General features: G+C 69.7%; 20 protein-coding genes. 10 read left to right on the top strand and 10 right to left on the bottom strand.

Annotated features, from left to right (window positions below; translation table 11 throughout):
• Positions 1-279: 279 nt before the first annotated feature.
• The gene (locus LUX31_RS26770; protein WP_235477809.1) at positions 280-3,261 is read right to left on the bottom strand and encodes a D-alanyl-D-alanine carboxypeptidase; all 2,982 of its coding nucleotides are present in this window, start codon (positions 3,259-3,261) and stop codon (positions 280-282) included.
• Positions 3,262-3,482: 221 nt separating this feature from the next.
• Here LUX31_RS26770 and LUX31_RS26765 point away from each other — a divergent pair, with 221 nt between their 5' ends.
• The 3 genes from LUX31_RS26765 to LUX31_RS26755 all read left to right on the top strand — a co-directional run bounded on the left by LUX31_RS26765 (position 3,483) and on the right by LUX31_RS26755 (position 6,024).
• The gene (locus tag LUX31_RS26765; RefSeq protein ID WP_235477808.1) at positions 3,483-4,244 is read left to right on the top strand and encodes a GOLPH3/VPS74 family protein; all 762 of its coding nucleotides are present in this window, start codon (positions 3,483-3,485) and stop codon (positions 4,242-4,244) included.
• Positions 4,245-4,752: 508 nt separating this feature from the next.
• Positions 4,753-5,610 (top strand): helix-turn-helix domain-containing protein, encoded by an 858-nt coding sequence (locus LUX31_RS26760; protein WP_235477805.1) that lies wholly within the window; start codon positions 4,753-4,755, stop codon positions 5,608-5,610.
• A gap of 225 nt (positions 5,611-5,835) precedes the next feature.
• Positions 5,836-6,024: a DUF397 domain-containing protein gene (locus tag LUX31_RS26755; RefSeq protein ID WP_235477802.1), complete on the top strand. Its 189-nt coding sequence runs from the start codon at positions 5,836-5,838 to the stop codon at positions 6,022-6,024.
• 173 nt (positions 6,025-6,197) lie between these two features.
• Here the strand turns inward: LUX31_RS26755 and LUX31_RS26750 are convergent, their stop codons facing one another.
• Positions 6,198-7,070, bottom strand: coding sequence for a hypothetical protein (locus LUX31_RS26750; protein WP_235477800.1), 873 nt, complete (start codon positions 7,068-7,070; stop codon positions 6,198-6,200).
• A 100-nt stretch (positions 7,071-7,170) separates the two neighbouring features.
• Here LUX31_RS26750 and LUX31_RS26745 point away from each other — a divergent pair, with 100 nt between their 5' ends.
• Together LUX31_RS26745 and LUX31_RS26740 are read left to right on the top strand one after the other, a co-directional pair.
• Positions 7,171-7,956, top strand: a complete 786-nt coding sequence (locus LUX31_RS26745; RefSeq protein ID WP_235477798.1) for an SDR family oxidoreductase — start codon at positions 7,171-7,173, stop codon at positions 7,954-7,956.
• Positions 7,957-8,141: 185 nt separating this feature from the next.
• Entirely contained in the window at positions 8,142-9,725 is a 1,584-nt protein-coding gene (locus tag LUX31_RS26740) for a sodium:solute symporter family protein (RefSeq protein WP_235477796.1), read from the top strand.
• 399 nt (positions 9,726-10,124) lie between these two features.
• Here LUX31_RS26740 and LUX31_RS26735 read toward each other — a convergent pair whose 3' ends face one another.
• Together LUX31_RS26735 and LUX31_RS26730 are read right to left on the bottom strand one after the other, a co-directional pair.
• Positions 10,125-11,108, bottom strand: a complete 984-nt coding sequence (locus LUX31_RS26735; protein ID WP_235477795.1) for a helix-turn-helix domain-containing protein — start codon at positions 11,106-11,108, stop codon at positions 10,125-10,127.
• A 201-nt stretch (positions 11,109-11,309) separates the two neighbouring features.
• On the bottom strand, positions 11,310-12,293 hold the full coding sequence (locus LUX31_RS26730) for a trimeric intracellular cation channel family protein (RefSeq protein ID WP_235477785.1): 984 nt from the start codon (positions 12,291-12,293) through the stop codon (positions 11,310-11,312).
• 613 nt (positions 12,294-12,906) lie between these two features.
• Between LUX31_RS26730 and LUX31_RS26725 the strand changes: the two genes are divergently transcribed.
• Complete coding sequence (locus LUX31_RS26725) at positions 12,907-13,833, top strand: FG-GAP repeat domain-containing protein (protein ID WP_235477784.1); 927 nt, start codon at positions 12,907-12,909, stop codon at positions 13,831-13,833.
• A 267-nt stretch (positions 13,834-14,100) separates the two neighbouring features.
• Here LUX31_RS26725 and LUX31_RS26720 read toward each other — a convergent pair whose 3' ends face one another.
• Both LUX31_RS26720 and LUX31_RS26715 read right to left on the bottom strand, forming a co-directional pair.
• Entirely contained in the window at positions 14,101-15,234 is a 1,134-nt protein-coding gene (locus tag LUX31_RS26720; protein ID WP_235477783.1) for an ADP-ribosylglycohydrolase family protein, read from the bottom strand.
• A gap of 183 nt (positions 15,235-15,417) precedes the next feature.
• On the bottom strand, positions 15,418-18,894 hold the full coding sequence (locus LUX31_RS26715) for a tetratricopeptide repeat protein (RefSeq protein WP_235477782.1): 3,477 nt from the start codon (positions 18,892-18,894) through the stop codon (positions 15,418-15,420).
• Between the two features lie 160 nt (positions 18,895-19,054).
• Here LUX31_RS26715 and LUX31_RS26710 point away from each other — a divergent pair, with 160 nt between their 5' ends.
• Positions 19,055-19,609 carry a DUF2165 domain-containing protein gene (locus tag LUX31_RS26710; protein ID WP_235477781.1) on the top strand — a complete coding sequence of 185 codons (555 nt, stop codon included), beginning with the start codon at positions 19,055-19,057 and terminating at the stop codon, positions 19,607-19,609.
• Positions 19,610-19,622: 13 nt separating this feature from the next.
• Here LUX31_RS26710 and LUX31_RS26705 read toward each other — a convergent pair whose 3' ends face one another.
• Together LUX31_RS26705 and LUX31_RS26700 are read right to left on the bottom strand one after the other, a co-directional pair.
• On the bottom strand, positions 19,623-20,192 hold the full coding sequence (locus LUX31_RS26705; protein WP_235477778.1) for a hypothetical protein: 570 nt from the start codon (positions 20,190-20,192) through the stop codon (positions 19,623-19,625).
• Between the two features lie 140 nt (positions 20,193-20,332).
• The gene (locus LUX31_RS26700; RefSeq protein ID WP_235477776.1) at positions 20,333-21,175 is read right to left on the bottom strand and encodes a calcium-binding protein; all 843 of its coding nucleotides are present in this window, start codon (positions 21,173-21,175) and stop codon (positions 20,333-20,335) included.
• A 264-nt stretch (positions 21,176-21,439) separates the two neighbouring features.
• Here LUX31_RS26700 and LUX31_RS26695 point away from each other — a divergent pair, with 264 nt between their 5' ends.
• Positions 21,440-22,828, top strand: a complete 1,389-nt coding sequence (locus LUX31_RS26695; RefSeq protein ID WP_235477774.1) for a glycoside hydrolase family 43 protein — start codon at positions 21,440-21,442, stop codon at positions 22,826-22,828.
• A gap of 411 nt (positions 22,829-23,239) precedes the next feature.
• Here the strand turns inward: LUX31_RS26695 and LUX31_RS26690 are convergent, their stop codons facing one another.
• Entirely contained in the window at positions 23,240-24,268 is a 1,029-nt protein-coding gene (locus tag LUX31_RS26690; protein ID WP_235477771.1) for an NAD-dependent epimerase/dehydratase family protein, read from the bottom strand.
• Between the two features lie 48 nt (positions 24,269-24,316).
• Here LUX31_RS26690 and LUX31_RS26685 point away from each other — a divergent pair, with 48 nt between their 5' ends.
• Both LUX31_RS26685 and LUX31_RS26680 read left to right on the top strand, forming a co-directional pair.
• Positions 24,317-24,760 (top strand): NUDIX hydrolase, encoded by a 444-nt coding sequence (locus tag LUX31_RS26685; protein ID WP_235477769.1) that lies wholly within the window; start codon positions 24,317-24,319, stop codon positions 24,758-24,760.
• 42 nt (positions 24,761-24,802) lie between these two features.
• Entirely contained in the window at positions 24,803-25,246 is a 444-nt protein-coding gene (locus tag LUX31_RS26680) for an NUDIX hydrolase (protein ID WP_235477767.1), read from the top strand.
• A 64-nt stretch (positions 25,247-25,310) separates the two neighbouring features.
• Here LUX31_RS26680 and LUX31_RS26675 read toward each other — a convergent pair whose 3' ends face one another.
• Positions 25,311-26,069 carry an SDR family NAD(P)-dependent oxidoreductase gene (locus tag LUX31_RS26675; protein ID WP_235480064.1) on the bottom strand — a complete coding sequence of 253 codons (759 nt, stop codon included), beginning with the start codon at positions 26,067-26,069 and terminating at the stop codon, positions 25,311-25,313.
• Positions 26,070-26,132: the final 63 nt, after the last annotated feature.

The raw sequence follows: 26,132 nt of genomic DNA, 5'->3' as shown, positions 1-26,132 counted from the left end.
GGGAGCGGGACGGGAGCGGGGGAAAGGGGCGGGACGGGAGCGGGGGAAAGGGGCGAGGCGGGAGTAAGGGGCGGCGGCGCACATCGGCCTCGGCGGCCCGGTCTCCCGGGCGGACGGGGTCGTCGACCCGCCCCCGCCGGGGTCGTTCGGCGCGGCGAGCGGATCGGGGGAACGGAAGCCGGCCCTCTTCAACCGTGAGCCACCGCCTGCAACGACGGCGCCCGGTGCTTCCGTCCGCGTGGACGGAAACACCGGGCGTGGGCGCGTGCGTGGCAGGGGTCAGCCGACCCGCGTCAGCTTCTTGTCGTAGCCGGGCTCGACCAGGTCCGACTGGAGCTGCACCGGTACCTTCACCGCGCCGCCGCTGCCGTCGCCCACGGTGAGGGAGCCCACCGTGGTGCCCGCCTTCGCGGAGTGCGGCAGGTCCTCGGCGGCGGCGAACGACAGCTCGACCTTCATCCCGGCCCAGCCGACCGCCGTGACGTCCTTCGACAGCACGACCGGGGTGTGCCCGCCGAGTCCGTCGTCGACGTATCCGACGACGTCACCCTTCTTCAGGATCTTCGACGAGAGCAGCGCGTCCCGGGCGGCGATCATCGCCGTCTTGCTGACCGCGTTGACGGTGTCGATGATCGGCGCGGTGTGCTGGCCGAGGATCGCGCCGACGACGGTGACCGTCTCGCCGCCGACCTCCTTGGTGGCGGCGAAGAGCAGGTTGCCGCCGGCCGCGGTGGTGGTGCCGGTCTTGATGCCGATGGCGCCGTTGTAGGGGACGAGACGGTTGTAGTTGTCCCACTTCTTGCCGGTGTGGTCGTACCAGACCGGCAGCTTGGTGATGTCCGTGAAGGCCGGGATCCGCACCAGCTCGTTGCCCAGCTTCACCTGGTCCTCGGCGGTGGAGACGGTGGTCTCCTTGAGGCCGGAGGCGTCGGTGTAGTTGGTGTTCTTCATCCCGAGTTCCTTGGCGGTGTCGTTCATCTTCTTGATGAAGGCCGCCTCGGAGCCCGCGTCCCAACGCGCCAGCAGGCGGGCGATGTTGTTCGCCGACGGGATCATGATGGCCGAGATCGCCTGCTTCAGGGTGAGGGTGTCACCCTCCTTGGCAGTGGTGAGGGTGGACTCGCCTTCCTTCCAGTAGCCCGCCTCCTTCTCCGCGAGCGCGTCCACGGTGATCTTCGGACCGTCCTCGCCGGACTTCAGCGGGTGGTCCTTGAGGACGACGTAGGCGGTCATGGCCTTGGCGACGGACCCGATGCCGACGGCCTTCTGCTCGCCGAACTTCCCCATGGTCCCGATGCCGTTGACGTCCATCCAGCCCTGCCCCTCGGACGGCCACGGCAGCGCGGCTGCCGCCCCGTCGAAGGTGTAGGAGTCCTCGGCGGTCAGCGTCAGCTCGGGCGTCGGCAGCGGACGTACCGCCTGTACGACTGCAAAGATGATCGCCAGCAGAACGACCAGCGGCGTCCAGATCTTGATCCGGCGCGCGATCGTCCGCACCGCGGTGTTCGGCGGCGGCGGAGTGTTCGTCAGCTCCGCGAGCAGATCCAGCGGCGGCAACGGAGGCAACGGCTGCTGCGTCGTACGCTCCGGCCCGACCTGCGGGATCGCGGCGGTGGCGTCGGCGACGGGTGCCTTCGGCGACTGGGCGGCGGGCGCGTTGGCCGTCTCGGCGGCGGGCGGCGCCGCGCTCGGCGGCTTCCGGGTGGCCGGGTCGTCCAGCTGCCTCAGGGCTACGAATTTGCTGGTGCGCTCAGCAACGGACTCAGCGTTGGCATCCTTGGCGTCCGCCTCGGCCGTCTCACCCGCAGACTTCTCGGCCGCCTTGGCCTTTCCGGCCGCGACATCGCCCAACTTGAGCATCGTCGTCGGCTGGTCGACCGAGGGCGCGGCGGGCGGGCGTACGGCCTTGAAGATGGCGGTGGGCTGGTCGACGGGGGGCTTGGGGGCCGGGTCGGCGGCGTCAGAGGCAGGGGCAGGGGCAGGGGCAGCATCTCCATCGGCGTCACCGTCGACCTCGGCTTCGGTGTCGGCGGCTGCGTCCGGCTTCGACTCCGAGTCGACCGCGCCCTCGGGCTCTGCGTCCGGCTTCGACTTCGACTTCGGCTCGGCCGCATCCGCCTTGGCCTTCGAGTCAGCCGCGTCCTCGGTGCCCGGCTTCGACTTCGGCTCGGCCACATCCGGCTTGACGTTCGAGTCAGCCACGCCCTCGGGGTCCGACTTCTGCTCGGCCGCCGCCTCCGCGTCCGACTTCGACCCGGCCGTGCCCTCGGGCTCCGCACCCGACTTGGCCTTCGAGCCGGCCGCGCCCTCCGCCCCGGGCTTCGGCTCGGCCGGCACGTCCGCGTCCAGCTTCGGCTCGGCCGCGTCCCGGGGCTCCGAGTCCGACTTCGGCTCGGCCGCCACGCGCGGGTCCAGCTTCGACTTCGAGTCGGCCGCACCCTCCGCGTCGGGCTTCGGCTCGGCCGGCACGTCCGCGTCCAGCTTCGACTCGGCCGCGTCCCGGGGCTCCGTGTCCGAGTCCGACTTCGGCTCGGCCGCCGCATCCGCGGTCGGCTTCAGCCCGGCCGCACCCTCGGCCTCCGCGGCCGGCTTCGGCTCCGCATCGGCTTCGGGCCGGGGCTCCGGTTCGGTCCCGGGCGCCGATTTGCTCTCCTGTGCGCTCTTCGACTCAGCGGAGTCCTCGTCGGAATCCCCGGATGCCTCGTCCGCGCCCTCAGGGGCCTCGTCAGCGGCCTCGGAGGGCTCGTCGGGTCCGGCGTCGGCGGCGGCGTCCGCCGCGGGCTCCTCGTCGCCCTCAGGGGCGTCGGCCGTGGCGTCCGTATCCGGGTCCGGGTCGGCGTCCGTATCGGCGGCAGCCTCGGCGCCTTCGGACCCGTCCTTGCCCTCACCCTCGTCCGCGCTCGCGACCCACGCGGCCACCGCCGTACGCAGCCGGGTGCTGCCCGTACCGTCGGTGCCACCGTCGGCCGGGACGGCATCCTCGGGCTCGCTCCCGGCCTCCGGGGCCGCTCCCGGCGTACTCGCGTCGCCCTCGTCCGCCGGGAGCGGCGGGCGGGAGAACACCCGGGTCGCCGTGTCCACGCCGCCTCGTGCCGTGGATTCCCGGTCCCGGGCCACCGCGAGCCGTGGGTCGCGTGCCCCGGCGCCTGATTCACCCCTGGCCCCGGGAACCGGACCCGCGCTCCCCGACGTCGGTTCTTCCGACGACTCGCGCTGCTTCGACCTGTCGGGGAACTCGCCCGCCACCGATGCCTCCTCCATGCGTCGCACGCTTCACCGTGCGTGTACCGAACCGTTGACCCGTGAAAAAGCAGCCCGAACGACACTGTCCGAACCACCTACCAGTGTCCTGTGCGCAGCCTTGACTCCTGCGGTAGACGAGAACGACATACCTACTGGTTCCACTACGAACCGGTCACGCCCTCTCGACAGATGAATGTGAGAGGGGTCACCCTGTCATTCATCCACGCGGGGAGGCATGGATGGGCAGGAGCCGCAGATCAATTCCGGAAGAGCTTCTTCTGCTGGCGTTGGACCCGGCCACGGGCACCACCGCACAGCCGCAGTCGCTCGACCTCGGTCTGGCCGGAGCACAGCTAGTGGAGCTGGCGCTGGCCGGACGGATAGCCCCGGACGGGGATCGTATCGCCGTGGTCGTACCACGGCCGACTGGAGATCCAACACTGGACTGTGCGTTGGAACTGCTTCGCCGACGCGGAGCACCCGTACGCGCAGTGAACTGGATTGGCGGGCCCCGCCTGGGGCTGCGTCAGACCTACCTCTCGCATCTTGAGCGGTGCGGCATGGTGCATGCCGTGGCGGGACAGATGTGCGGGGTGCTTCCGACGACTCGCTATCAGGCGACGGACACGGAGATCAGCCGGGAGATCAGAGCCCGACTGGACACTGCCATCCGCACCGGCGTTCCGCCGGACCCGCGGACGGCGGCGCTCGCCGCGCTGGCCCATGCGGTCGGTCTCGGCAAGCACCTGTATCCGGGTAACGAGGGACGTTCGTCCCGCTCCCGGCTGCGGGATCTGATCCGGCACGACCCCATGGGCGGACTGGTGGCCCACGCTGTCATGGACGTGCAGAACGGCGTCGCGGCCCAGCCGCGTCGCAGCCCGGCACCGGCCGGCCGTCAGGCCGCCCCCGGAGCCAGGTCCGCACCGGAACCCGCTCGCGGCGTTCCGATGCAGCCGCACCAGCACCGCGGATCCATGGCGCGCGCCGTGGCTCACTGAGCCGCAGTCCCACGGCGAACGCCCGATCCGCGAGGCACCGCACAACCCCGCACGACGCAGGACGCAGGACGCAGGACCTCAACAGCGCCGCACCGCAGTCCCCAAGACCGGTTCGGGAGCCGCCGGCCCGCGCGGGGCGGTGAGGAACGCAAGGTTGTCCGAGAGGACAGCCGAAACGTTCCTCACCGCCCCGCGCGGCCGCATGTCCGGCGACGGCCGGGAGGAACTCCTCGGCACACGGCGGCACATGGCACGCACCTGGCGGGCACATGGCGGCACATGGCGGCACATGGCATCGGGCATATACGCGATGCCGCCGAAGCCGGGAAGTGGCCGGGGCACAAGCGGAATCCGCCGAACTGGCCTGTACCGGACGCATATCCACCGACTGGCCACCGCATATCCGCAGTTTTCCAGCGGTAGAACACACCTTGGTGGCAGTCTGCTCAACAGCAGATACGGAAAGTGGCAAGCCACGAACAGGCACGCAGCCGGAGGTGCACGTCCCATGGCGTCCAACGTCAATCCCACCGTCAGGCGACGCCGGCTGGGCCAGGAGTTGCGCAGGCTCCGCGAGGAAAAGAACATGACGGCCGAGCAGGTCGCCGAGCGGCTGCTGGTCTCCCAGTCGAAGATCAGCAGGCTCGAGAACGGCAGGCGCAGCATCAGTCAGCGTGACGTCCGCGACCTGTGCGGGGTGTACGAGGTCGAGGACAAGCGGATGGTCGACTCCCTGATGGAGATGGCCAAGGACTCGCGGCAGCAGGGCTGGTGGCACGCGTTCGGGGATGTCCCGTACAGCGTGTACATCGGGCTGGAGACGGACGCGGAGTCGCTGCGGGTCTACGAACCCCAGATCATCACGGGCCTGTTGCAGACGCGGCCGTACGCCGAGGCCATCATCCGGGGCGGGTCACCGGAGAGTTCGTCGGAGGAGACCGAGAAACGCGTCCAGGTCCGTCTGCGGCGGCAGGACCGCATCACCGCGGAGACGGACCCGCTGCGGCTGTGGGTGGTCCTGGACGAGGCGTCCCTGCGCCGGGCCGTCGGCGACAAGCGGGTGATGTGCGAGCAGTTGGAGCACGTCGCAGAGATGTCCCAACTCCCGCACGTCACCGTGCAGGTGCTGCCGTTCGGGGTCGGCGCGCATCCCGGCATCAACGGTCAGTACGCCATCCTGGAGTTCGCCGACGCCGCGGATTCGAGCGTGGTGTACATCGAGGGCGTCACCAGCGACCTGTACCTGGAGAAGCCCCATGAGGTGCAGAAATACACGGTGATGTACGAGCATCTGCGGGCCCAGGCGCTGAACGTGGACGACTCCCTCCACCTCATCCAGGATGTGGCGAAGGAGTACGCGCGCTGAGCCGACCCGGCACAAGCGGCCGGATCCTACACCGGGCTAAGGCCAGGTGGAAGGTTCTCCGGAATATGCCATCCGGTCGAGTGAACGACTGCTCCGAACGTGAGCGTCGACGAGTAGCGTCGATCACGCCAACGATCGCCAAAGGTTGGCGCAAACCGCACCGCGTTCCCCTATGGGGCAGTGGTGCGGCGACAGCAACTCGGCATCTGAACTACCGGAGCAGAAATGGCAATTCCTCAGGGCGCCACGGACACGTGGACGAAGTCTTCGTACTCCAACAACAACGGCGCGTGCGTCGAGGTCAAGTCGCCCACCGTCTCGGCGCTCGCCGTCCGCGACTCGAAGGTCACCGAGGGCCCGACCCTCTCGTTCCCCGCCAATGCGTGGAACTCGTTCGTGACATCGGTGAAGTAACACCGCTCACGACGATCACCACGCAGCAGAACAAGCAGCAGAACAAGCAGTAGAGCAAGCAGCAGAACCAGTAGTAGAACCAGCAGTAGAACCTGTAGAACAACTTCACAAGCACCACCGAAGAGCCCTCTCGACTGGCCCGCCGTCCTAGCCGAGGGGGCTCGGCATTTGCCTCAGGATCGCAACTTGTCGACGTACCGGTCCGTCCCCGGCACGGTGGGAACGAACGGCGCCACCAACTCCACCCGCCCCAGCCCCGATTCGCGGACCGCCTCCCCCAGCCCCGCGAAATGCGCCTCCCAGCAGTCCCGTGGATCCGCCTCCAGGAACCACAGCAGCGTCAGCCGTACGTCCACGCCCTCGACCTGCTTCACGTACGTCATACGGTCGCCGGGCAGCGGGGTCGGCCGGAAGACGGTGACCATCGCGGCGGGCGAGCCGGCGAGCCGCTTCGGCAGATGACGGGCATGCAGCCACTCCAGCAACTCCGCCCGGGCCGCCGGGCTTTCGGCGTCGATGACCTGCAACACCAGCCCCGCGTACGGGTGGTCCAGCGCGTGGAAGTCGCGGGGGCCGGCCGCGCCGTCCCGGTAGACCGTCGTCTCGTGGTCCTGGAACGCGGTGAAGACGTGCGTACGGTCGTGATAGACGCGGGCGTCGCGGTTGAGACGCTTGTTGATGCCCACGGTCCAGCGCATGTGGTCGGCGTAGCGGCCGTCCGTGATCCAGTAGGTCGAGAGATAGCACCCTGCCGTAACCGGCTGCGCTATCGCCGACTTCTCGGGGTAGCGCAGGAGTTGGAGATCCCGGGTCGCGACCCAACGGCGGCCGGAGAACATCCAGGGCATGGCCATCGCGCCAGAGATGAAATGATCGTCTTCGTACCAGCGGTTGTACGCGTACTCGTGGCCCGGGTGCGGTTCGACCATGGTGATGAGCGCATGGCCGGGGCGGACTCCGTACGGGCCCACGGCCGCGAGTTGGGCGTACACCTCGCTACGGGTGTCCTCGCTACGGGTGTCCTCACTGCGGGTCTCTTCGCTCATTGCCTTCCCCTCTCGCTCTCTTCTTTCTCTTCCTTCCTCCTTCGGACGCCCATACTCTGACGCTCCGTCAGATAATCCGCCAGTGTCGGGGAGGGCTTCGATGTCGCTGCTCACAGGGAAGACCGTGGTGGTCTCGGGGGTCGGTGCCGGGCTCGGGCGGCAGGTCGCGGCGGCCGTCGTGCGGGACGGGGGGAACGCCGTGCTGGGGGCGCGTACCGAGGCGCACCTCGTGAAGACCGCCGCCGAGCTGGATCCGGACGGGACGCGTACGGCGTACCGGGCGACCGACATCACCGACGAGGAGCAGTGCCGGGCGCTGGCCGGGCTGGCGTGCGAGCGGTTCGGGCGAATCGACGGGGTCGTCCATGTCGCCGCCTGGGACAGCTACTTCGGGGGGATCGAGGACGCGGACTTCGAGAGCTGGGCGCGGGTCGTGGAGGTGAACCTGCTGGGCACCCTGCGGATGACGCGAGCCTGTCTGCCGGCCCTCAAGGAGCGGGGCGGGAGTGTGGTGTTCATCGGTACGCAGTCCGCCGTGGCCGCTCCCTCGCAGGTGCGGCAGGCCGCGTACGCCGCCTCGAAGGGGGCGCTGACGAGCGCGATGTACTCACTGGCGCGGGAACTCGGGCCGCATCGGATACGGGTCAACACCGTGCTGCCGGGGTGGATGTGGGGGCCGCCGGTGGAAGCGTACGTGCGGTTCACGGCTCGGGGGGAAGGGGTGCCGGAGGAGGAGGTACGGGGGCGGCTCGTGGAGCGGATGGCGTTGCCCGAGCTGGCCACGGACGGGGATGTCGCGGACGCGGCGGTGTTTCTGGCGTCGGACCGGGCTCGGGCCATCACCGGGCAGTCGTTGCTGGTGAACGCGGGTGAGCTGATGCGGTAGCCGTAATTCCGCCATTCTTCACCGTTCGCGGATTCATTCACGGACATGAACAGAGGTCAGTTCCGCGAACTTTTTTACTCCCTCTTGACCCACCGGGCTGTTGTCGCTGCCATGTCAGCGAATCGACGATGAGCGGGCGCTCGACACCCCCGCTCGACTTGCTCGACGCCCCTGGGAGGGAGCACATGAACGGTCTCGACTGGACCGTACTCATCGCTTACTTCGGTGTGATGGTCGCGATCGGCGTCTGGTCCCACAAACGGGTGGACAACGTCAGTGACTTCTTCACCGCGGGCGGAAAGATGCCCTGGTGGCTGTCCGGCATCTCCCACCACATGTCCGGCTACAGCGCGGTGATGTTCACCGGCTACGCGGGCATCGCCTACACGTACGGCGTCACGTCCTTCGTCACCTGGTCCTTTCCCATCGCACTCGGCATCGCGATCGGCTCCAAGCTGTTCGCGCCACGCATCAACCGGTTGCGGTCGCGGCTCCATGTGTCGTCCCCGCTGGAGTACCTGAAGAACCGGTACGACCTCAAGACGCAGCAGGCACTGGCCTGGTCCGGGATGCTGCTGAAGATCGTGGACGTCGGTGCCAAGTGGGCCGCGATCGCGACCCTGTTGTCCGTCTTCACCGGCATCTCCCTCAACCAGGGCATCCTCATCACCGGTGCGATCACCGCCGTGTACTGCACGATCGGCGGGCTGTGGGCGGACGCGCTCACGGAGTTGGGGCAGTTCGTCATCCAGCTCCTGGCGGGCATAGCGATGTTCGTGGCCGTGGTGATGAAACTCGACGACCACGGAGGGTTCTTCGGGGTCTGGGACGAGCCCGCCCTGCAGGGGCACGGCAAACCGCTGGTGGGCCCCTACGGCACGGTGTTCCTGCTCGCGTTCCTCTTCATCAAGCTGTTCGAGTACAACGGCGGCATGCTCAACCAGGCGCAGCGGTACATGGCGACGTCCAGTCCGAGGGAAGCCGAGCGGTCGGCCCGTCTGTCGGCTGCCCTGTGGCTGGTCTGGCCGTTGGTGCTGTTCTTCCCGATGTGGATGTCTCCGCTGCTGGTGGAGTCGCAGAAGCCGGACGGTTCCGACTCCTACGCCCTGATGACCGAACAGCTGCTTCCGCACGGCCTGTTGGGGCTCGTCATCGTCGGGTTCTTCTCCCACACGATGGCCATGTGCTCGTCCGACGCGAACGCTATCGCCGCCGTCTTCACGCGGGACTGCGCGCCGGTGATCTGGAAGCGGGCGCGGGCGTGGACGGATTCGTCGGGGCTGGTGGCGGCGCGGGTGACCACGGTCGTCTTCCTCGGGCTATCCATGGCCGCGGCCACTCAGGTCAACTCCCCCGCGTTCAAGGACATCATCACCGTCGTCATCAAGTGGGTGGCCGGGCTGATGGGGCCGATGGCGATTCCGATGATGCTGGGGCTGCTGCGGCCGTTCCGGCGGTCGGGGCCAACGGCGGCGCTGGGCAGCTGGTCGATGGGGTTGCTGGCCTTCTGGCTGGTGAACTACCCGGTCAACTGGAACGTGGAGGGCGGGGTGCCGCTCCAGTACCAGGTGTCGATTCCGCTGGCTGTGTCGCTGGTGCTGTACATCCTGATCGGGTTCCTGCGGCCGGAGGACACGCCTGAGCGGTTGGCGGTCATCGAGTCCGTGAACACGGACGGGGACGGGAGCGGAAGCGGTAGTGCGGCGGCTCGGGTGCCTGTGCCGGAGCCGGCGGATGCGGCGCCGGGCGGGGAGTGGCGGAAGGAGTGAGGGGGTGGAGGCGGGGGCGGGAGGAGTTCGCCCCCGCCTCCCCTGCCCGTCCCGTCCCTGGGGCCGCCGCCCCAGACCCCGCTACGGCCCTGAACGGGCCGCGTCCTCAATCGCCGGACGGGCCAAAGGATGCCTACGCCGGGTGCGACGCATCCGGCGGCCTCGCCACCCCCGCAACCGTTCGCGGACGCGGGTCGCGTCCGTGTCCCCCAGTCGGTCCAGGAGTTCCAGCGCCCCCTGTCGGCAGGACGCCGCCTCCGCCAGGTCGCCGACGGCCACGTGAGCCTCGGCCAGGTGGTCCAGGGTTCGTTGGATGCGGCACCCTGCCGCCGGCTCGCCCTGGTCACGGCGTACCGCAGCCCTGCGGCGAATCTGGTCGCGATCACCGGGCTGCCGGAATCAGACCGGCCCATTCGTGCGTGCGTACTCGGTGGGTGTCTGTCCATAGTGCTTCTTGAAGGCCCGGCTGAAGTGGCTGGTGTCCGCGAACTGCCAGTGGACGGCGAGTTCCGAGATGCTCAGCCGACCGGACTGCGCGGTGAGAGCGCGCCGGGCCTCTTCCAGCCGCCGAAGGCGGATGTAGGCGGTCGGTGACTCTCCCGATGTGGCGAAGGCCCGCTGGAGGGTGCGGACGGAGACCTTGAGTTCGCGCGCCAGCATCGTGGGAGTGAGCTCGGGATCGGCGAGATGGCGGTCGGAGAGCTCTTTCGCTGCCTGGGCGAGTGCGGGAGCCAGCAAGGGCTCCGCGTCGTCGAAGCGCTGCCAGGCCACCGCTTTGGCCAGTTCGATCAGGGTGCTGTGGGCAGCGTGGACGCCGGCTGGGTTCAGGTCGGCCACGGTGGCGTGGACCATGTTCGCGTGGGCCGCCAGGAGGCGCACTTCAGCGGTGTCCGCCGACCCGGTGATGCTCCGGTTCCCGAGGAGCGGCGCGAGCGGCTCGGAGGGAAGGACGAGGAGCTCCGTCGTGGTGTGCAGCGCCGTCTCGAAGTGAAACGGTCGCCCGACGTGTCGTAAGAGGAACTGCCCGGCCGATACGGTCTGTTCGCTGCGATCGGGCAGCCCACCCAAAAACCATGCACCGCGCCGAACCACGTGCAGCCACACCTGATCATCATCACCGTCACCCAGCGGAGTCGCGGTCTGGAGGGAGGACGCGGTGTGGATATCGCTGATCGCCACGTCGTGCAGTCTGGCGACGCGGGTCCTGGCCCGGAGGCCGCCGGTCGTGGCCGGAGTGAAGCTGGGCAGCGGGAAGGCAGCGCCTACCTGGTTCTCCCACTCGTCACGGAAGGCGTCGTAACCTCGTGGTACGGCGCCGGGGACGGTCGAGTCCAGGGAGAACGCCCCACGCGAGCCGTCAGCCACCGCCGCAGCGCCGTTCATCACCTTACGGCCCGCTTCCGTGCGGCGTACGGACAGGATCCACTTCGACCAAGGCAGCACCGGCCTGGATCAGGTAGTCGACAGCCTCGGCACCACTCGACTGCCCTGCACTCGGCACTCATAAAGTACTCCAGTCGTACATCGCATCCTCGTCACTGACAGGCGGCCTGTCATTCGTGGATTCCGAATGCCTCACACCGTCTACTCACCCTGTGGGGGCTGGTCTCGTTCCCTCCGCTCTCCTCGCGCGGGCCGACGGAGGAGGAGCCGCGGGTCTCGGCCGGGGCGCGGGGGCTGAGCAGGGGGCAGGACACGATCGCCGCGGTCGACGAGCGGCCGCGCGTCGATGGGCGGCAAGCTGACTGTTTCGGTTGCTGAGGCGGGCAGTGTGCTTGTATCCGCTTCGGTGCTCGTATCCACCTCGGGGGAGCGCAGCATGATCGTATCTGCTTCTGTGGACGGTGACGGTGACGGTGACGGTGCGGAGCCTGCGGCCGGTTTCACCGTTGGCAACTGCTGCCGCAGGCCGGCGAACGGATTGCGCCAGAAGCGGGCACGCGGGGTTCGCCAGTTGTAGCGCAGGGCGAGGAGCCGTAGTCCGAAGGCGAACAGCGAGGTGCCGATGGCGGTGCCGACGTTCAGCAGTCCGGTGGAGTACAGCAGAGCGGCCGAGATCGCGCCTGCGAGGGCGGGCAGTGCGTACAGATCACGGTTCCAGCGGAGCAACATCGGCTGTTCGAGGGCGAGGAGATGAGCGAGCACGCCGCCGCCGACGGCGCTGGCGCTGCCGAGCGTGACCGCGGCGGGGATGTTGAGGCCGTGGGCGAGCGCCTTGATCGTGCCGGTGACGCTGAAGAGTCCGAGCGCCGCCGCGTCGGAGATGTCGAACAGCCTGCTCTGGTCCGCTTTGTCGTCGTGGCGCAGCCGGTGCCCGAAGTACACGATCGCCGCTGCGGCGCAGGGCGTGAAGAAGTAGCCGAGATCGGTGAAGGCGACGGGGGTGACCTGGAGCACCAGGTCGCGGAAGAGGCCGCCGCCGAGGCCCGCAGCCTCGCTGAGGATGACCGTCCCGAAGATGTCGAAGTCCTTGCGTACCGCGAGGAACGCCCCTGAGAGGGCGAAGGCGAAGATGCCTAAGAGATCCATCACGTACTGGACAGCGCCGCTCAGTTCCGCTATCGGCATCGGTCAGGGCCTCTCTGAAAGCTGGGAAAGCTGGTGAGGATGTGGGTTCTTGACGGCTGTCGGGCGTGCGAACGATGCCACTACGTTTCCGGGGTGTTGTCCGCATGGAGGTCGCGGGGTGCGGCGTCTTGTCCGTTGGGCTGTCGCCACATGCGCGGACGGGGTGCTTCTGCAGCCTGTCGGCTGCCGTGACATACCGCGCGCTACGGAGTCGGCGTCGCTGACATCGCCGCAGTCTAGTCATACGTTTTTCGGCCCCGGTCCGGTGCCGGACGAACGGGGTGTGCAGTGGTGTTCACCTGCACTTATTGCTCCGGTACTTTTCTGGTGGCGCTCATATTCCACACGGATGACGCTGTGGTTCAAGCGTGTGCCGCGCCCCCCTGCCTAGGCTGCGACGGGTGCGAGCGGCCCGGGTTGCCCCGGGTACGGCACGTACCAGGCCTGACCAGCCACCACCACGAGGACCACCTGATGAAGCACGTCTCTCCGCCACGATCCACAACTGTCCCTTCCCCGGCGAAACGGCGGTTCGTCTCCATGGCGGCGCCTGCTTCATTCACAGCTCGTCAGCCCGTCTCCTCTTCGAGGAATCCCCGGCCAGGGCCCGCAGATGGCCGCCGCGTTCGCCACCGCCCTCCTCATCGCGGATGACGACGGCTGGATCGAGGATCCCGGGAAACCCAGCGGGGATGTCTGTCCGGCCCCTGGCGGCAAGTGGATCTCCCGTGGCCAGATCGCGTCCGGCACCGGTGCGAACACCGGGTCCAAGGTCCGCTTCGCGGACATCGACGGCGACGGCAAGGACGACTACCTGGTGGTGAACGACGACGGCTCGGTCGACGCCTGGCGCAACACCGGCGGCGACCACGACGGCCAGGCCGGCTGGGTCGCGATGGGCCGCATCGCCGCGGACACGGGTTCGGGTCCGTCGGACGTCATCACCTTCGCCGACATCGACGGCGACGGCAGGGACGACTACCTGGTCATCGGATCCAACGGGCAGGTGAACGCCTGGCTGAACGACGGCGGCGACCAGGACGGCCGGGCCGGCTGGATCTCACGGGGGCAGATCGCCGCGGGCGTCGGCGACCAGGCCGAGGGCACCGTGGTCTTCGCCGACATCAACGGCGACGACCGCGACGACTACCTCGTGGTGGGACGCAACCACGAGGTGACGGAGTGGGAGAACGACGGCGGCGACCAGGACGGCCGGGCCGGGTGGATCCCGCGCGGCCAGATCGCCTCGGGCGTGGGCACGTCCAACGACACGGTGCTGTTCGCCGATGTCACCTGCGACAAGCAGGACGACTACCTCCTGCTGGGCACCTCCGGGGAACTCACCGCCTGGCGCAACCTCGGTGGTGACCAGGACGGCAAGGAAGGCTGGGTCGGCATCGGCCGGATCGCGTCGGGCACCCCTGCCGATGGCGCGGTGCAACTCGCCAACATCAACGGCGACGGCCTGGACGACTACCTGGTCGTCGACCAGAACGGGGCCGTCCAAGCCTGGACCAACAACGGCGGCGACCCCACGTAACGTCGTAGCGTCGTAACGCCCTTCGTACACCGTGGTGTCCGGCCGGAGTCCGGCCGGACACCACGGCTGGTCATTCCCCGCCGCGGGTCGGTGCAGCGAGCCTGCGTAGAGCTCAGCCCCAGCCGGTCGATGCTGCGCCGCCACCGCGAACCCGTGCTCGACCGGTGCCCGGACGGCCGCCAACGCCTTGTCGGACAGTTTCTGCCCCCCTCGCGAGAGCGGCGGCTCCGACGGTCGCTGCCGCTTCTGACCCGCGCCCTCACCGCCTCACGCCCGCGGATACCGCACGAGCCACCCCGGCGAAGACCCCGCAGGCCCGTGCAACGCCGGCCCCTGGGTCATCTCCATCGCGAAGTCGTCCGCGAGGACCAGCATCGTCGGGCGGCCCTCCAGCTCCGCCAGCCAGGCGGGCGGCAGGGCCGTCTCGCCGTGCAGGGCGCCCAGCAGGCCGCCGGTCAGGGCGCCCGTCACGGCCGACTGACCGCTGTGGTTGACCGCGAGGGCGAGGCCGTGGCGGACGTCCTCGCCGACGAGCGCGCAGTACACCGCCACGGACAGGAGGCCCTCCGCCGTGCCGGCGCCGGCCAGGTCGTCAACCCGCGCGGGGGTCGGGATGCCCTGGCGTACGGCGCCCAGGGCACGCTGGAGGGCCTCCGCCACCGGTTGGTGGCCTGGTCTGGCCGACAGCAGGGCCAGGGCCCGCTGGACCGCCGCGTCCATGCTCTCGCCGCGCGCCAGACCGTGCACGATCACGGCGTACGCGCCCGCCGCCAGGTAGCCGATCGGGTGGCCGTGGGTCTGCGCGGCGCACTCCACCGCGAGCTGCATGACGAGCTGCGGCTCCCAGCCGACCAGGAGCCCGAACGGGCCCGATCTGGCCGCCGCCTCCGCGCCCGCCTCGCCGGGGTTCTTGGGCGCGTCCAGGGTGCCCATCGTCTCGTCGCCGAGGCCGAGGAGGCAGGCGAGGGACGGGTCGCGGCGGGCGTACAGCCACTCCTCGTGGGCCAGCCAGCCGTCCTCCTTGCGGCGCTCGTCGGGGCCCCAGTCGCTCTGGGTGGCCGCCCAGCGGCGGTAGGCGCGGTGCAGGTCGGTCGGCGGGTGCCAGGCGCCGGTGTCGCGGCGCACCTGGGCGCGGATCAGGCCGTCCAGGGTGAAGAGCGTGAGCTGGGTGAGGTCGGTGATCGCGCCGCGTCTGCCGTACGTGAAGGCGAGATCGGTGAGGCCCTCCGCGCCGTACGCCTCGTGGATGGAGTCGAGGGTGAGCCCGTCGAGCGGGGTGCCCAGGGCGTCGCCGAGGGCCGCGCCGAGCAGGGTGCCGCGCACCCGGCTGCGGAAGTCCTGCTGTTCCGAGCGGCCCCAGATGGCGCCGGACGCGGCACCGGTCATGCCCCCGGATGTCATCACGCCCACCTCGGGCCTCCCTCACAGCACGTTCGTACGATCGACAGCTCAGCACTGTAATCGACCGGGAACGGTCTGTTCAGGGGCCTGATTGGTATGCGGAATGTGACATGAGTGGGCATGAGAGCGCACGAGTGATCCCCTACACGCCTTTTACGTCACCGGTGCTACGTACCTTTTGCGTCACCGCCGCGCCATGTACCGCCTCCTGATCCTCTCCCCCGCCCTACGGACCCGTTCCAGCCGTACGGCGATCCGCTCGCCGTCCGCCGCCGGTACGCCCGGTGCCGCCGCCAGCTCGTCCAGCAGGTCGGCCAGCCATGCCACGTCGGCCCACTCCCGCCTCCCCGCGAGCAGGCCGGCGAGGCGTTCGTCCAGGTCGGCCCAGTCGCCGAGGCCCGCCGCGATCACCGCGTGCAGGAAGTCGGAGGCGCCCTCGGTCAGGTCCCAGCCGGAGGCCAGCCGGTGTGCCTCGCGCCAGACCGGGCGGGCGGCCTCGGGGCCCCGCTCCCCGCCGACCGCGAGGGCCAGACAGAAGGCGCCGCCGGCCTCGTGCAGGTCGCGCATCCGGTCCGCCGTCTCCCGGGCCGCCGCCCACTCCCCCGCCTTGCGCTGGGTGCGGGCCAGCTCCTCAAGACCGGCCGGTTCCGCGAGCCCGTGCCGCGCGGCCTCCGCGAGCGCCGCCGCCGCGTCCTGCGGGCGCCCGTCCAGGAGGTGGATCTGCGCGAGGGTGTGGTGCGCCCAGGCCAGGTCGTCGCCGATCACCAGGAAGCGGGCGAGGTCGGTACGGGCGTCCTCGGGGCGGCCCACCGCCAGCAGGGTCATGATCCGGCGCATCAGATGCCAGGCCCCGTCCGGATCGAGCGCGACCGCCCGGTCCAGATCCGCCAACGCCTCGCCGTAGAGCCGCAGTTCGTGCAGTACGGCGCCCCGGCAGCCGATCGCCCACACGCTGTCCGGGGCGAGTGCGAGCGCCCGGTCCAGGTCGGCGCGCGCCTCCTCGAACCGGCCGAGACAGCGCAGCGCCTCGCCCCGGTTCCACAGCGCCCACGCGCTCGCCGGCTCCAACTCGACCGCCCTGTCGGCGTCTTCGTACGACGCCTCGTAGCCGTCGACCCGACGGTGCACCACCGACCGCTGCACGAGCGCCCACGCGTACGACGGATAGAGCTCCAGCGCCTTGTCCAGGTCCGCCAACGCCCCCTCGTTGAGGCCGAGTCGGCTGTGGGAGACGCCCCGGCTGGCGTACGCCGACGCGTAGGCGGGGTCGAGTTCGAGGGCGCGGTCGTAGTCGGCGAGGGCGTCGGCGTCGCGGTCGGCGACCCGGAGTGCGTCACCGCGCTCGCAGGCGACCCAGGCCAGCTCGGGGCCGAGGGCCACCGCCCGGTCCAGATCGGCGAGTTGGCCGTCCCGGTCCCCGCGCGAGCGGTGCACCCTGGCCCGCCGGACCAGCGCCCACACATGCTCGGGGTCCAGTTCGAGGGCCCGGTCGAGGTCGGCGAGGGCGTGCTCGGTGTCGCCGGTGCCGTGCCGGGCGACGCCTCGGGATGCCCAGGCGCCGGCCAGATCGGGGCCGAGCGCGACGGCCCGGTCCAGGTCTCGGACGGCTTTCTCGTGGTGGCCGAGGATGCGGTGGTAGTCGCCGCGTACGAAGAGGACGCGGGCGGTGTCGGGGGCGAGTTCGTCGGCCCGGTCGAGGTCGGCGATGGCGGCGGCGTAGTCGCGCTGTTCGGCGCGGGTGACGCCCCGGCCGTAGTAGGCGCGCTCCAACTCCGGGTCGAGGGCGACGGCTTGCTCGTACTCGCCGAGGGCCTTCTCGTACTCCCGGCCCATTCGCAGTTCGCGCCCGCGCAGCATGCGCGCGACGGCCTGGCCGGGGGCGTCGAGGCCGCCCCGGTTCAGGAGCAGCGCCAGTGCGCCGAGCACTCCGCCGTCGCCACCGTATCCGCCTCCGTCGGCTCCGTAGGCGCTCGCGCCGACCTGCCTGCGCGCGTTCCCTTCCCCGCCCGCCTCGTCGGAGTCGTCGGCCCCAGTGGAGTCGTCGGCCTCGTTCGCGGCGGGCACGGAGAGGGCGGCGAGCAGGTCGCGCCCCCAACGGCCCACCACCGGTGCCTCGTTGTCGTCGCCCGCCTCGACCAGCACGTGCGCCCAGCGCCGGGCGACCACCTCCCCGTGGTCGCAGGCGTCGACGACGTCCCGCAGGACGACGGGCAGCGCGGTGCGCGGGGACGCGCACAGCAGGTGGTACGACTCGGCGAGCCGTAGCTCCCGCCACTCCTCGGTCGCCCACAACTCGTCTGCGGGGAGCGGTACTTCGGCCTCGGCGCGCCAGCGGGCGAAGGTGTCGGCGAGACCGGTGTGCTGTTCGGCCCAGCGGCGCGGGGAGCGCCGGCGCTGGAGTCGGAGCATGGGCGCCCGGACGACGTCGTGGTACTGGATCCGGTCTCCCCGTTCGCTCACGAACGGCAGCGACCTCAACCACCCGAAGAGCAGGTCGAGTTCGGTCTCGTCGACCGGCTGCACAGGGGCCGGGAGGGCGGCCCGGAAGATGTCCGCGTCCAGGCGGCGGGGCAGCGCGCAGGCGAGGGCGGCGGCCTGGCGCACCGGGTCGGTCTCCCACTTCAGGAACCGCCCCACGGCGGTCGCACTGGGATCACCGACATCGTCCGGGTCTGCGGGGCGGGCCTCGGCGAGGGTCGACACCAGCACCGGCAGCCCGCCGGTGAGCCGCAGCACCTCCTCGACGACCGGCTCGGCCGTCACGCCCTTGTCGGCGAGCAGTCCGCGCGCCTCGGCCTCGGTGAACGGCCCGAGCGGCACCTCGGTGACGAAGTCGGCGAAGCCGCCCCAGCGTCCGGTGTCGAAGGGCCGCTGACCTGCGGTGACGAGGACGAGGTTGGAGGGGAAGGAGAGGTCGCCGTAGCGGTCGGTGGTCATGATGTCGTGCAGCCAGCCGTCGAGGAACGGCCCGGTGCGCTCGTACGTGTCGAGGAACAGGACGATCCACGGCACGGCCGCGCAGATGCCGTCCAGTTCGGCGAGCAGCACCGGGGTGAGGACGCGCTCGGGCGCGAGGACGAGCTGGACGTCGTCCTGGTTGCGCAGCCGGGCGGCGATCCCGGCGCGTACCCGGTCGGCGCCCTGGGCGATCCGGTCGGCGTCGAGGGCACCGGCGAACGGCCCGACGACGGGGATGAGTCCGGCGCCGACGAGCCCCATCCGGGCGGCCGTGAGACTCCCGGCGGAGGGCCCTTCGGGTTGCGGTTCAAGGCTTTCGAGGCTGGCGACGGCGGACTCGGCCTCGTGCCGCCGCTCCCGGTGGGCCGCGAGCAGCCGCTCCAGCTCCTTGAACCGCCGTCCCTGGGCAGCAAATTGACGGCACAGCACCGTCAGCGCCTCCGGCACACTGCCGACGCCCTCGTCGACGTACGCGGTGAGCGCGCCGCGTTCCTTGGCCTGCTGCTCCAACTCCCGTACGAGGAAGGTCTTTCCGACGCCGGCGTTGCCGTGCACATGGAAGCGGAAACGGTGCCGTTCGTCGTCCGGCGGCAGCTCGAAGTTGGCCCGGAACGCGGCCCGTTCGGCACCCCGGCCGACGAAACCGGCGCGTCTGCGCTGCTCGATCAGCTGCCGCATCGACGGGCGCGAGGCCTGAGCCATCCGTACCTCTCCTCGTGGCGGGGTGGGTCTGTTGGGGTGGGTCTGTTGGGGTGCCTCTTGGTGGCTGCACCAGTCTGGCCCAACTCCCGGACGGTGAACGGGAGGTCAACCGGGGAGGGAACGGGGAGACGGCGTGCGGGCCGATCCATAGAGTTGCCTCATGACCACAACAGGTACCCCCCACCCCACCCGTACCACCGCCTCCCCCCATACCGCGCTCACCCTCGCCTCGACCCTGCTCACGGCGACGGTCGCGCTCTACATAGCCCTGGTGGCGCTCGGGAACATCACCGACTTCGACTCGAACCAGCAGTTCGTGCGCCATGTCCTCGCGATGGACACCACGTTCAAGGACGACGACCTGATGTGGAGAGCGATCACGTCGAAGGGCCTCCAGGACACGGCGTACGTGGCGATCATCGCGTGGGAGACGGTCGCCGCGCTCGTCCTGATCGCCGGTACGTGGCTGTGGGTCCGCCGCGACCTCGAACGGGCGCGGCGCGTCTCGACGTACGGCCTGCTGATGCTGATGCTGCTGTTCGGCGCCGGATTCATCGCGATCGGCGGCGAGTGGTTCGCGATGTGGCAGTCGGACGACTGGAACGGGCTGGACGCGGCGACGCGGGTGTTCCTGCTGAGCGGGGTGGTGCTGCTGGTGATCCATCTGCCGGTGGGTACGCCCCGGACGGCTGACGAGGATTCGAAGGAGTCCTAGGGAGCGGCGCCGCTCACTTGACGACCGTCACCGCGGTCCCCGTGTCCCCGAAGGCCCACAGGGCGGTGCCGTCCGCCTTGGACATGCGGATGCCGCCCGTCTGGACGCCGGACACGGGCTGCGGTGAGGCGCCGTCGACGGCGTTGGAGAAGGCGATCGAGAGCCCGGAGCTGGTGGCGAAGAACATGACGTGCTCGATGGCGACGCCGTCGGAGCCGGTGCGGGCCTCGTCCCGCTGCCCCACCGAGTACGTCCCCGGCTCCGGGCTCACCGAGCCCGGCCACACCACGAACGTACGCCGGGTCTGCTCGCTCGCGTCGATCAGCCAGACCCGCTTCTGCCCGAGCGAGTAGACGACCCGCCGCCCGGTCCCCGACCCGTCCGGCACAGCCACCTCGGCGGCCTGGCTGGGCTTGGCGGAGGGCTGCGCCGAGGCGGACGCGCTGGGCCTGGCGGCGGCGGTGGCGTGGGGCTGCGGACCCTGCTCGGCCTTGACGGCCAGTACGGCGACGACAGCGACCGCGCCCACGGTCAGACCGGTGACCCAGACCGATGAGGGAACCCGTCGGGCAGCCACGGTCACGCATCTCCTCAGCTCCGGAACCCGCCGCCGGGTACTCCGCCGGGGGTCGGATCATCGTACTCCGATGCGGGGTCCGTCCCCGGCCGGAAGGGTGCCGGGGATGGGCGTGACGTGGGTGATGGGGGAGGCAATGGAGGGCGTCAGTCCTGGTGGACGACGTTGCGGCCGGGGCCGCCGCTGAGGGTGTCCTTGCCAGGGCCGCCGTACAGCTTGTCGTTGCCGCTGTTGCCCTGGATCGTGTCGTTGCCGCTGTTGCCGTACAGAATGTCGTTGCCCGGGCTGCCGTAGATCAGGTCGTTGCCGGTGCCACCGCGGACCGTGTCGTTGCCGGTGCCGCCGGTCAGGGTCTGCCGGCCAGCGCCTCCGTAGACGAGGTCGTTGCCGGTGCCCGCGTCGACGCGGCTTCCCTCGCCGTCGGCGTGGATCGTGTCCTTGCCGTCCTGGCCCCAGGCCCTCCCGTTGCCGTGCACGGTGATGTTGTCGTCGCCGGGGCCGCCGTAGACCAGGTTGCCGTCGATGCTGCCGGTCTGGGTCGACGTGTCCTTTCCGGCGCCCAGGTCGATCGCGGTGGGGTATCTCTCCAGAAGGGTGTGGTTGTTGAAGGCGACGGTGTCGTTGCCGTCGCCGAGTTTCATGGTCAGTGCCACGTGCCCCTGGGTGTCGTCCGGGATGATCTGCTCGCAGGCGATGTTGGTGCGGTCTGCGGGGTCGGGGTAGCCGCAGAGGTCCCCCGGGTCCTCGATCGGGACCACGTCGTCGATGAAGTGGATGAGGACGAGGGTCATACCGCCGTCGTTCCACTCCTCGACCCGCACCTTGTTGGTCTGGCCCGGCGCCGCCGTGTAAACGAAGGAGCCGTCAGGGCCACTCGTCACGGTGGCCACCGATTCCGCGGCGCCGGCGGTGGCGGTGGCGGGCAGGGCGACCAGGGCGGTCAGTCCGGTGGTGACGGCCAGGGTGAGGGCCGAGGCGGTGCGGAGCACTTTGCGGCTTGTGGAACGAGAGGGCATTGCACAACCTTCACGAGGAGCAGGCGAGTTGCAAGACGCCTAGGTGACTCGCGACGAGCACGGAGGGTTGTGCGCAAAGAATCCTCACAGCGTCGCCAGAGTGATTGACGAGCACGGTGGTGCGATCTACCTTCTGATCGACTTTCCGAACCAAGTTCGAAATCTCGGCCAATAGTCGGCGCCAATTAACCAGCCTGGCTACGTACTTCAAGTCCCCGCACCCGCTTGGAGACAAAGATGAGCGCAAGACCCCAGCCGTCCCGCCGCCTCTTCCTCGGCATGGCCGCCACGACTCCCCTGGCCATGTCCGGCGTACTGACCCTGGGAGCCGGCACGGCCCACGCGGCCGACTCGGCGTACGTGATGTGCTACTTCACCGAGTCGACGAGCCTCGGCCTGGGCACGGACTACGGCCTCCACCTGGCCGTCAGCACAGATTCACTGAACTGGACACCGCTGAACCAGAACGACCCCGTGGTCACCCCCACCGCGGGCGCGCTCGGCCTGCGGGACCCGTTCCTCATGCGGAAGCAGGACGGCACGTTCGTCGTCATCGCGACCGACCTCAAGGGCACGGACTGGTCGTACAACAGCCAGTACATCCACGTCTGGGACTCGGCCGACCTGCGCACCTTCACCGGCTACCGCCGCCTGAAACTCCACGACATGACGACCCACAGCTGGGCACCCGAGGCGTTCTGGGACGCGGGCCGGGGCCAGTACGCGGTGATCTACTCGTCGGTCAACTCCAGCGGCCACAACGTCATCATGGTGAACTACACGAGCGACTTCGTGACGGCGTCGGCACCGCAGGTGTTCTTCGACCCGGGCTACGACGTGATCGACGGCAACATGGCGGTAGGGGTCAACGGCTACAACTACCTGTTCTACAAGAAGAACCAGACGCTGGTATCGGCCCGCTCGACGTCCCTCGACCCGGGTAGCTTCACGGAGTACAGCGCGGGGGTGGCGCACGGCGGCACGGAGGCCCCAACAGTCTTCAAGTCACTGACGTCTGAGAACTGGTACCTCTGGGGAGACACGTACACGCCGAACGGCGTCTTCTACGCGTGGCAGTCGTCCGACCTGGCGTCGGGCACCTGGACGGCGCTGGACCAGAAGACGTACACCCAGCCGGTCAACTCCAAGCACTGCGGCATCGCGACGATCACGACGACGGAGTACAACAACCTGCTGACGAAGTGGGGCGCCCCGGCCTGGAACCGCCTCAAGTCGTACAACTACCCGGCGCGTTACGTCCGCCACGCCGGCTTCGTCGGCCGCATCGACGAGTACCCCTTCGACCTGTACACCGACTCGGAGTGGAAGCTGGTCCCGGGTCTGGCCGACAGCGCTGGTATCTCGTTCCAGTCGGTGAACTACCCGACCCGCTATCTCCGGCACTACAACTACGCCCTCCAACTCGACGTGAACGACGGCACGTCGACGTTCGCGGGGGACGCGACGTTCTATCGGACGGCGGGGTTGGCGGACAGCTCGTGGGCGTCGTTCCGGTCGTACAACAACCCGACGCGGTATATACGGCACGCGAATTACGTGCTGCGGATCGATCCGGTGTCTACGGCTACTGAGCGGCAGGACGCTACGTTTCGGGTGGGGTACTGACGGTCGGGGCCGTCTCCCACCCGCCTTGGGCGACCCCTCGGGACCAGCTACGTTGCCGGTGCCGGAGCGCTTCTCCGGCACCGGCAACTCCTGTATCCACGCCACTGCTGGGGGGATCCCCGCCGACGCGGGGAGCAGCGATGCGCTGGTACCGGGGCAGGCCAGGCAGCGGGACCATCCCTGCGCCTGCGGGGATAGTCCCGCTGTCGCGAAGCCGTAGCCCGACCCGGTCCTGGTCGCCGCACCCGCACCGAACCCTCCTACCACCCACCGGAGTTCAAGCCCCAACGATCACAATCGGAGAGCGAGAGGCATCTGACCCTTCAGTCGCCGAGCACCGCCTCCCGCGCAGCCCAGCACCAACTCGGCGCAGCAGCCGGGGCGGTAGCGGCTCTGGAGGGCTGAGCCCTCTCAGTTGGTCGAGGAGGGCAGGGCCGCGAGGATCTTGGCCTCTTTCTCGGGGGCGAGGCCGTGTTCGGCCCAGCGCGGGTGGTCCACCGGTCGGCCGTCGCCTCGCAGCCATGTCCACGTGTCCGCAATCGTCTCGGTGAGCGGGCGGCACCGCAGTCCGGCCGCCACGGCGCGGCCGGCGTTCACCGACCACACGCCCGTGTGCGTACGCCAGAGAGGCAGCTCGGTCCATTGCCGCACCTCATGCTCGGCGAGTACTTCCGGCTCCGCCCACACCGGGTGGGCGTCCGCTTCCGTGACGGTGAAGCAGGCGTGCAAGAAGTCACCGAAGGTGATCCCCTCCGGGTGGGCCACGTTGTAAGCGCCGCTCGTAACTGCGGCTGCCTGGTCCACGGCGAACGCCGCGACATCGCGTACGTCGACCGGTTGGATGAGCCGGTCGCCCGGAGCAGGCACCAGAACCGGTCCGCCGCGATGGGCACGGTTCAGCCACCACGGCAGCCGACCCACGTACTCACCGGGCCCGAGAATGACTCCTGGCCGTAGGAACACCGCCCGGCCGTCAAAGGCCTCGGCAACCGCCCGCTCCCCACCGGCCTTCTGAAACCCGTACTTGGTGGGCGAACCGTCCGCGCCGGTGTAGCCGAAGGAGGCGTCAGCGTCCGACGGGCACTCCAGTACGTCGGACGCCTCCGTCAGCGTGCGGTGCGGCCAACCCGCATACACCGACACGGTGGAGACATGCACCCACCTGGACGTCGCTTCACGCAGAGCCTGTGCGGCCAAACGCACGTCACGCGGCGGCAGTTCGGAACTCGACGTATCGATCACGGCGTCCCAAGGGCCTTCGTCGGCAAGCCGGTGGAGGTCCGCCCCTACCGTCCGGTCCCCACGAACCGGCCGTGCCCCTGGCACGTCCTGCCCCGACCGGCCACGGTTGAACGTCGTCACGTCCCAGCCGCGCCGCAGCGCCTCCTCGACGATGCCCTTACCCAGGAACCACGTACCGCCCAAGACCAGAACCCTCATACCCAAGATCCTGCCTTCTGTCGGAGTGGGCCGCTACGCTCCCGGGCCATGACCGCCCCATCCCGGCCGGAGGCTGTGCGCGACGCCTCCGTGATCGTGGCCCGAGCCGCTGACGGCACGGTCGCCGTCCTCGCCGCCGAGTTCCCCCGGCACGGCGGCGAGTACGTGTTCCTCCCCGGGGGACGCAGAGAGCCCGGCGAGACGCCGGAGGAGTGCGCGCGGCGCGAGTTGCGCGAGGAGGCCGGCGTCACCGCCCGGACCTGGCGGTCCCTCGGCTCGTACGCCATCACCCTGAACTCCGCCGCCCGCATCCACCTCTTCCTCGCCGGAGGTCTCACCTGCGGCCCGCAGCAACTCACGCCCAGCGAAGCGGACTTCAAGCTCATGTGGTGGCCGATGCCCGACGCGATCCGGGCCGCCACCGAGGGACGCTTTCTGCTGCAAGGGGGCCCACTGGCACTGCTGCTGGCCCAGCAGGCCACCGCAGCCTGACAGGAACGAATCCCCGCCTGACAGGAACAAATCCCCGGAGCCATGAGCGAACACCCCGCACAACCCACCATCGACACCCACGTCATCCTCCGCGACGGCGACATGATCCTCATGTCGCAGCGCGGCAGCCCCTACGGCCGCTTCCGATGGCACATGCCCTCGGGCAAGCTCGACAAGGGCGAGCCCTTGAGTGCGGGAGCTGCCCGGGAGTTGTTCGAGGAGACGGGCGTGACCGTCGACCCCGCCCGCCTTCGCCTCGTACACGTCGTGCATCACCATCAGGGCGGGGAGGGCGAGCGGATCGGCTTCTTCTTCGAGGCCACGGAGTGGGAGGGAGCGCCCCGCAACCGGGAACCCGAGAAGTGTCTCGCCCTCGAATGGTTCAGCGTGCACGAACTGCCCGACGACATCATCGAGTATCCCGAAGCCGGCCTGCTCGGCTACCTGAACGGCGTCAACCGCCTTACCGAGCACGGCTGGGGGTAGGTGTCGGGGCAGGAGGCTCCGCTCCCGGGCCATGGCTGAGACATCGGCGGACGCCGCCCGCAGGTCAGATCTGGTTCTCGCCGCCGTCGACGTACAGGTTGGCCCCGAGGACGTAGCTGCTCTGCTCGGAGGCCAGGAAGGCCACCACCGCGGCGACTTCCTCCGGTCGCCCCATCCGGCCCATCGCCACGCCTGCGGCGAGACTCACCTTGGCGTCGGCCGCCTTCTCCTCGCCGAAGACGGTCGTGATTCCGGGGGTGTCGACCGGGCCCGGTGAGACCGCGTTGACCCGGATGCCGCGGCCCTTGAGTTCATTGGCCCAGGTCCGCGCGTACGACCGGACAGCGGCCTTGGACGCCGCGTACGCACCGAACGCCTCCGTGCCGTTGTCGGCGGCGGTGGAGGCGTTCAGGATCACCGAGGCGCCGTCGTTGAGCAGTGGCAGTGCCTTCTGCACGGTGAACAGGGTGCCCCGCACGTTGACCCCGAAGATCTGGTCGACGTGGTCCTCGGTGGTCTGTTCCAGACTCGCGAACGAGAAGCTCGCCGCGTTCGCGAAGACCACGTCCAGCCCCCGGCCCCGGGCGCGGACCGCGTCGTACAGCCGATCCAGGTCCGCCAGGTCCGAGATGTCACCCGCCACCGCGGTGGCCCGTCCCGAGCCGATGGCCGCGATGGCCGCGACGGCCGCGTCCAGCTCGGTCTTGCGCCGACCGGTGACGAACACGTGCGCACCCTCGGCCGCCAGCCGTAAGGCGGTGGCCAGGCCGATCCCGGTGCCGCCACCGGTGACTACGGCGGTCTTGCCCTCAAGCTGTCCCATGCTGCCCATACCAATGACCTCCACAAAGTTCAGTACCGATCGGTACCGATTGCCGACGAATGA

The organism is Streptomyces sp. GQFP (assembly GCF_021545335.1).
GTDB lineage: Bacteria > Actinomycetota > Actinomycetes > Streptomycetales > Streptomycetaceae > Streptomyces.
Note: the sequence above shows the minus strand (reverse complement) of the source record. Positions and strands in the feature narration are given on the sequence as shown.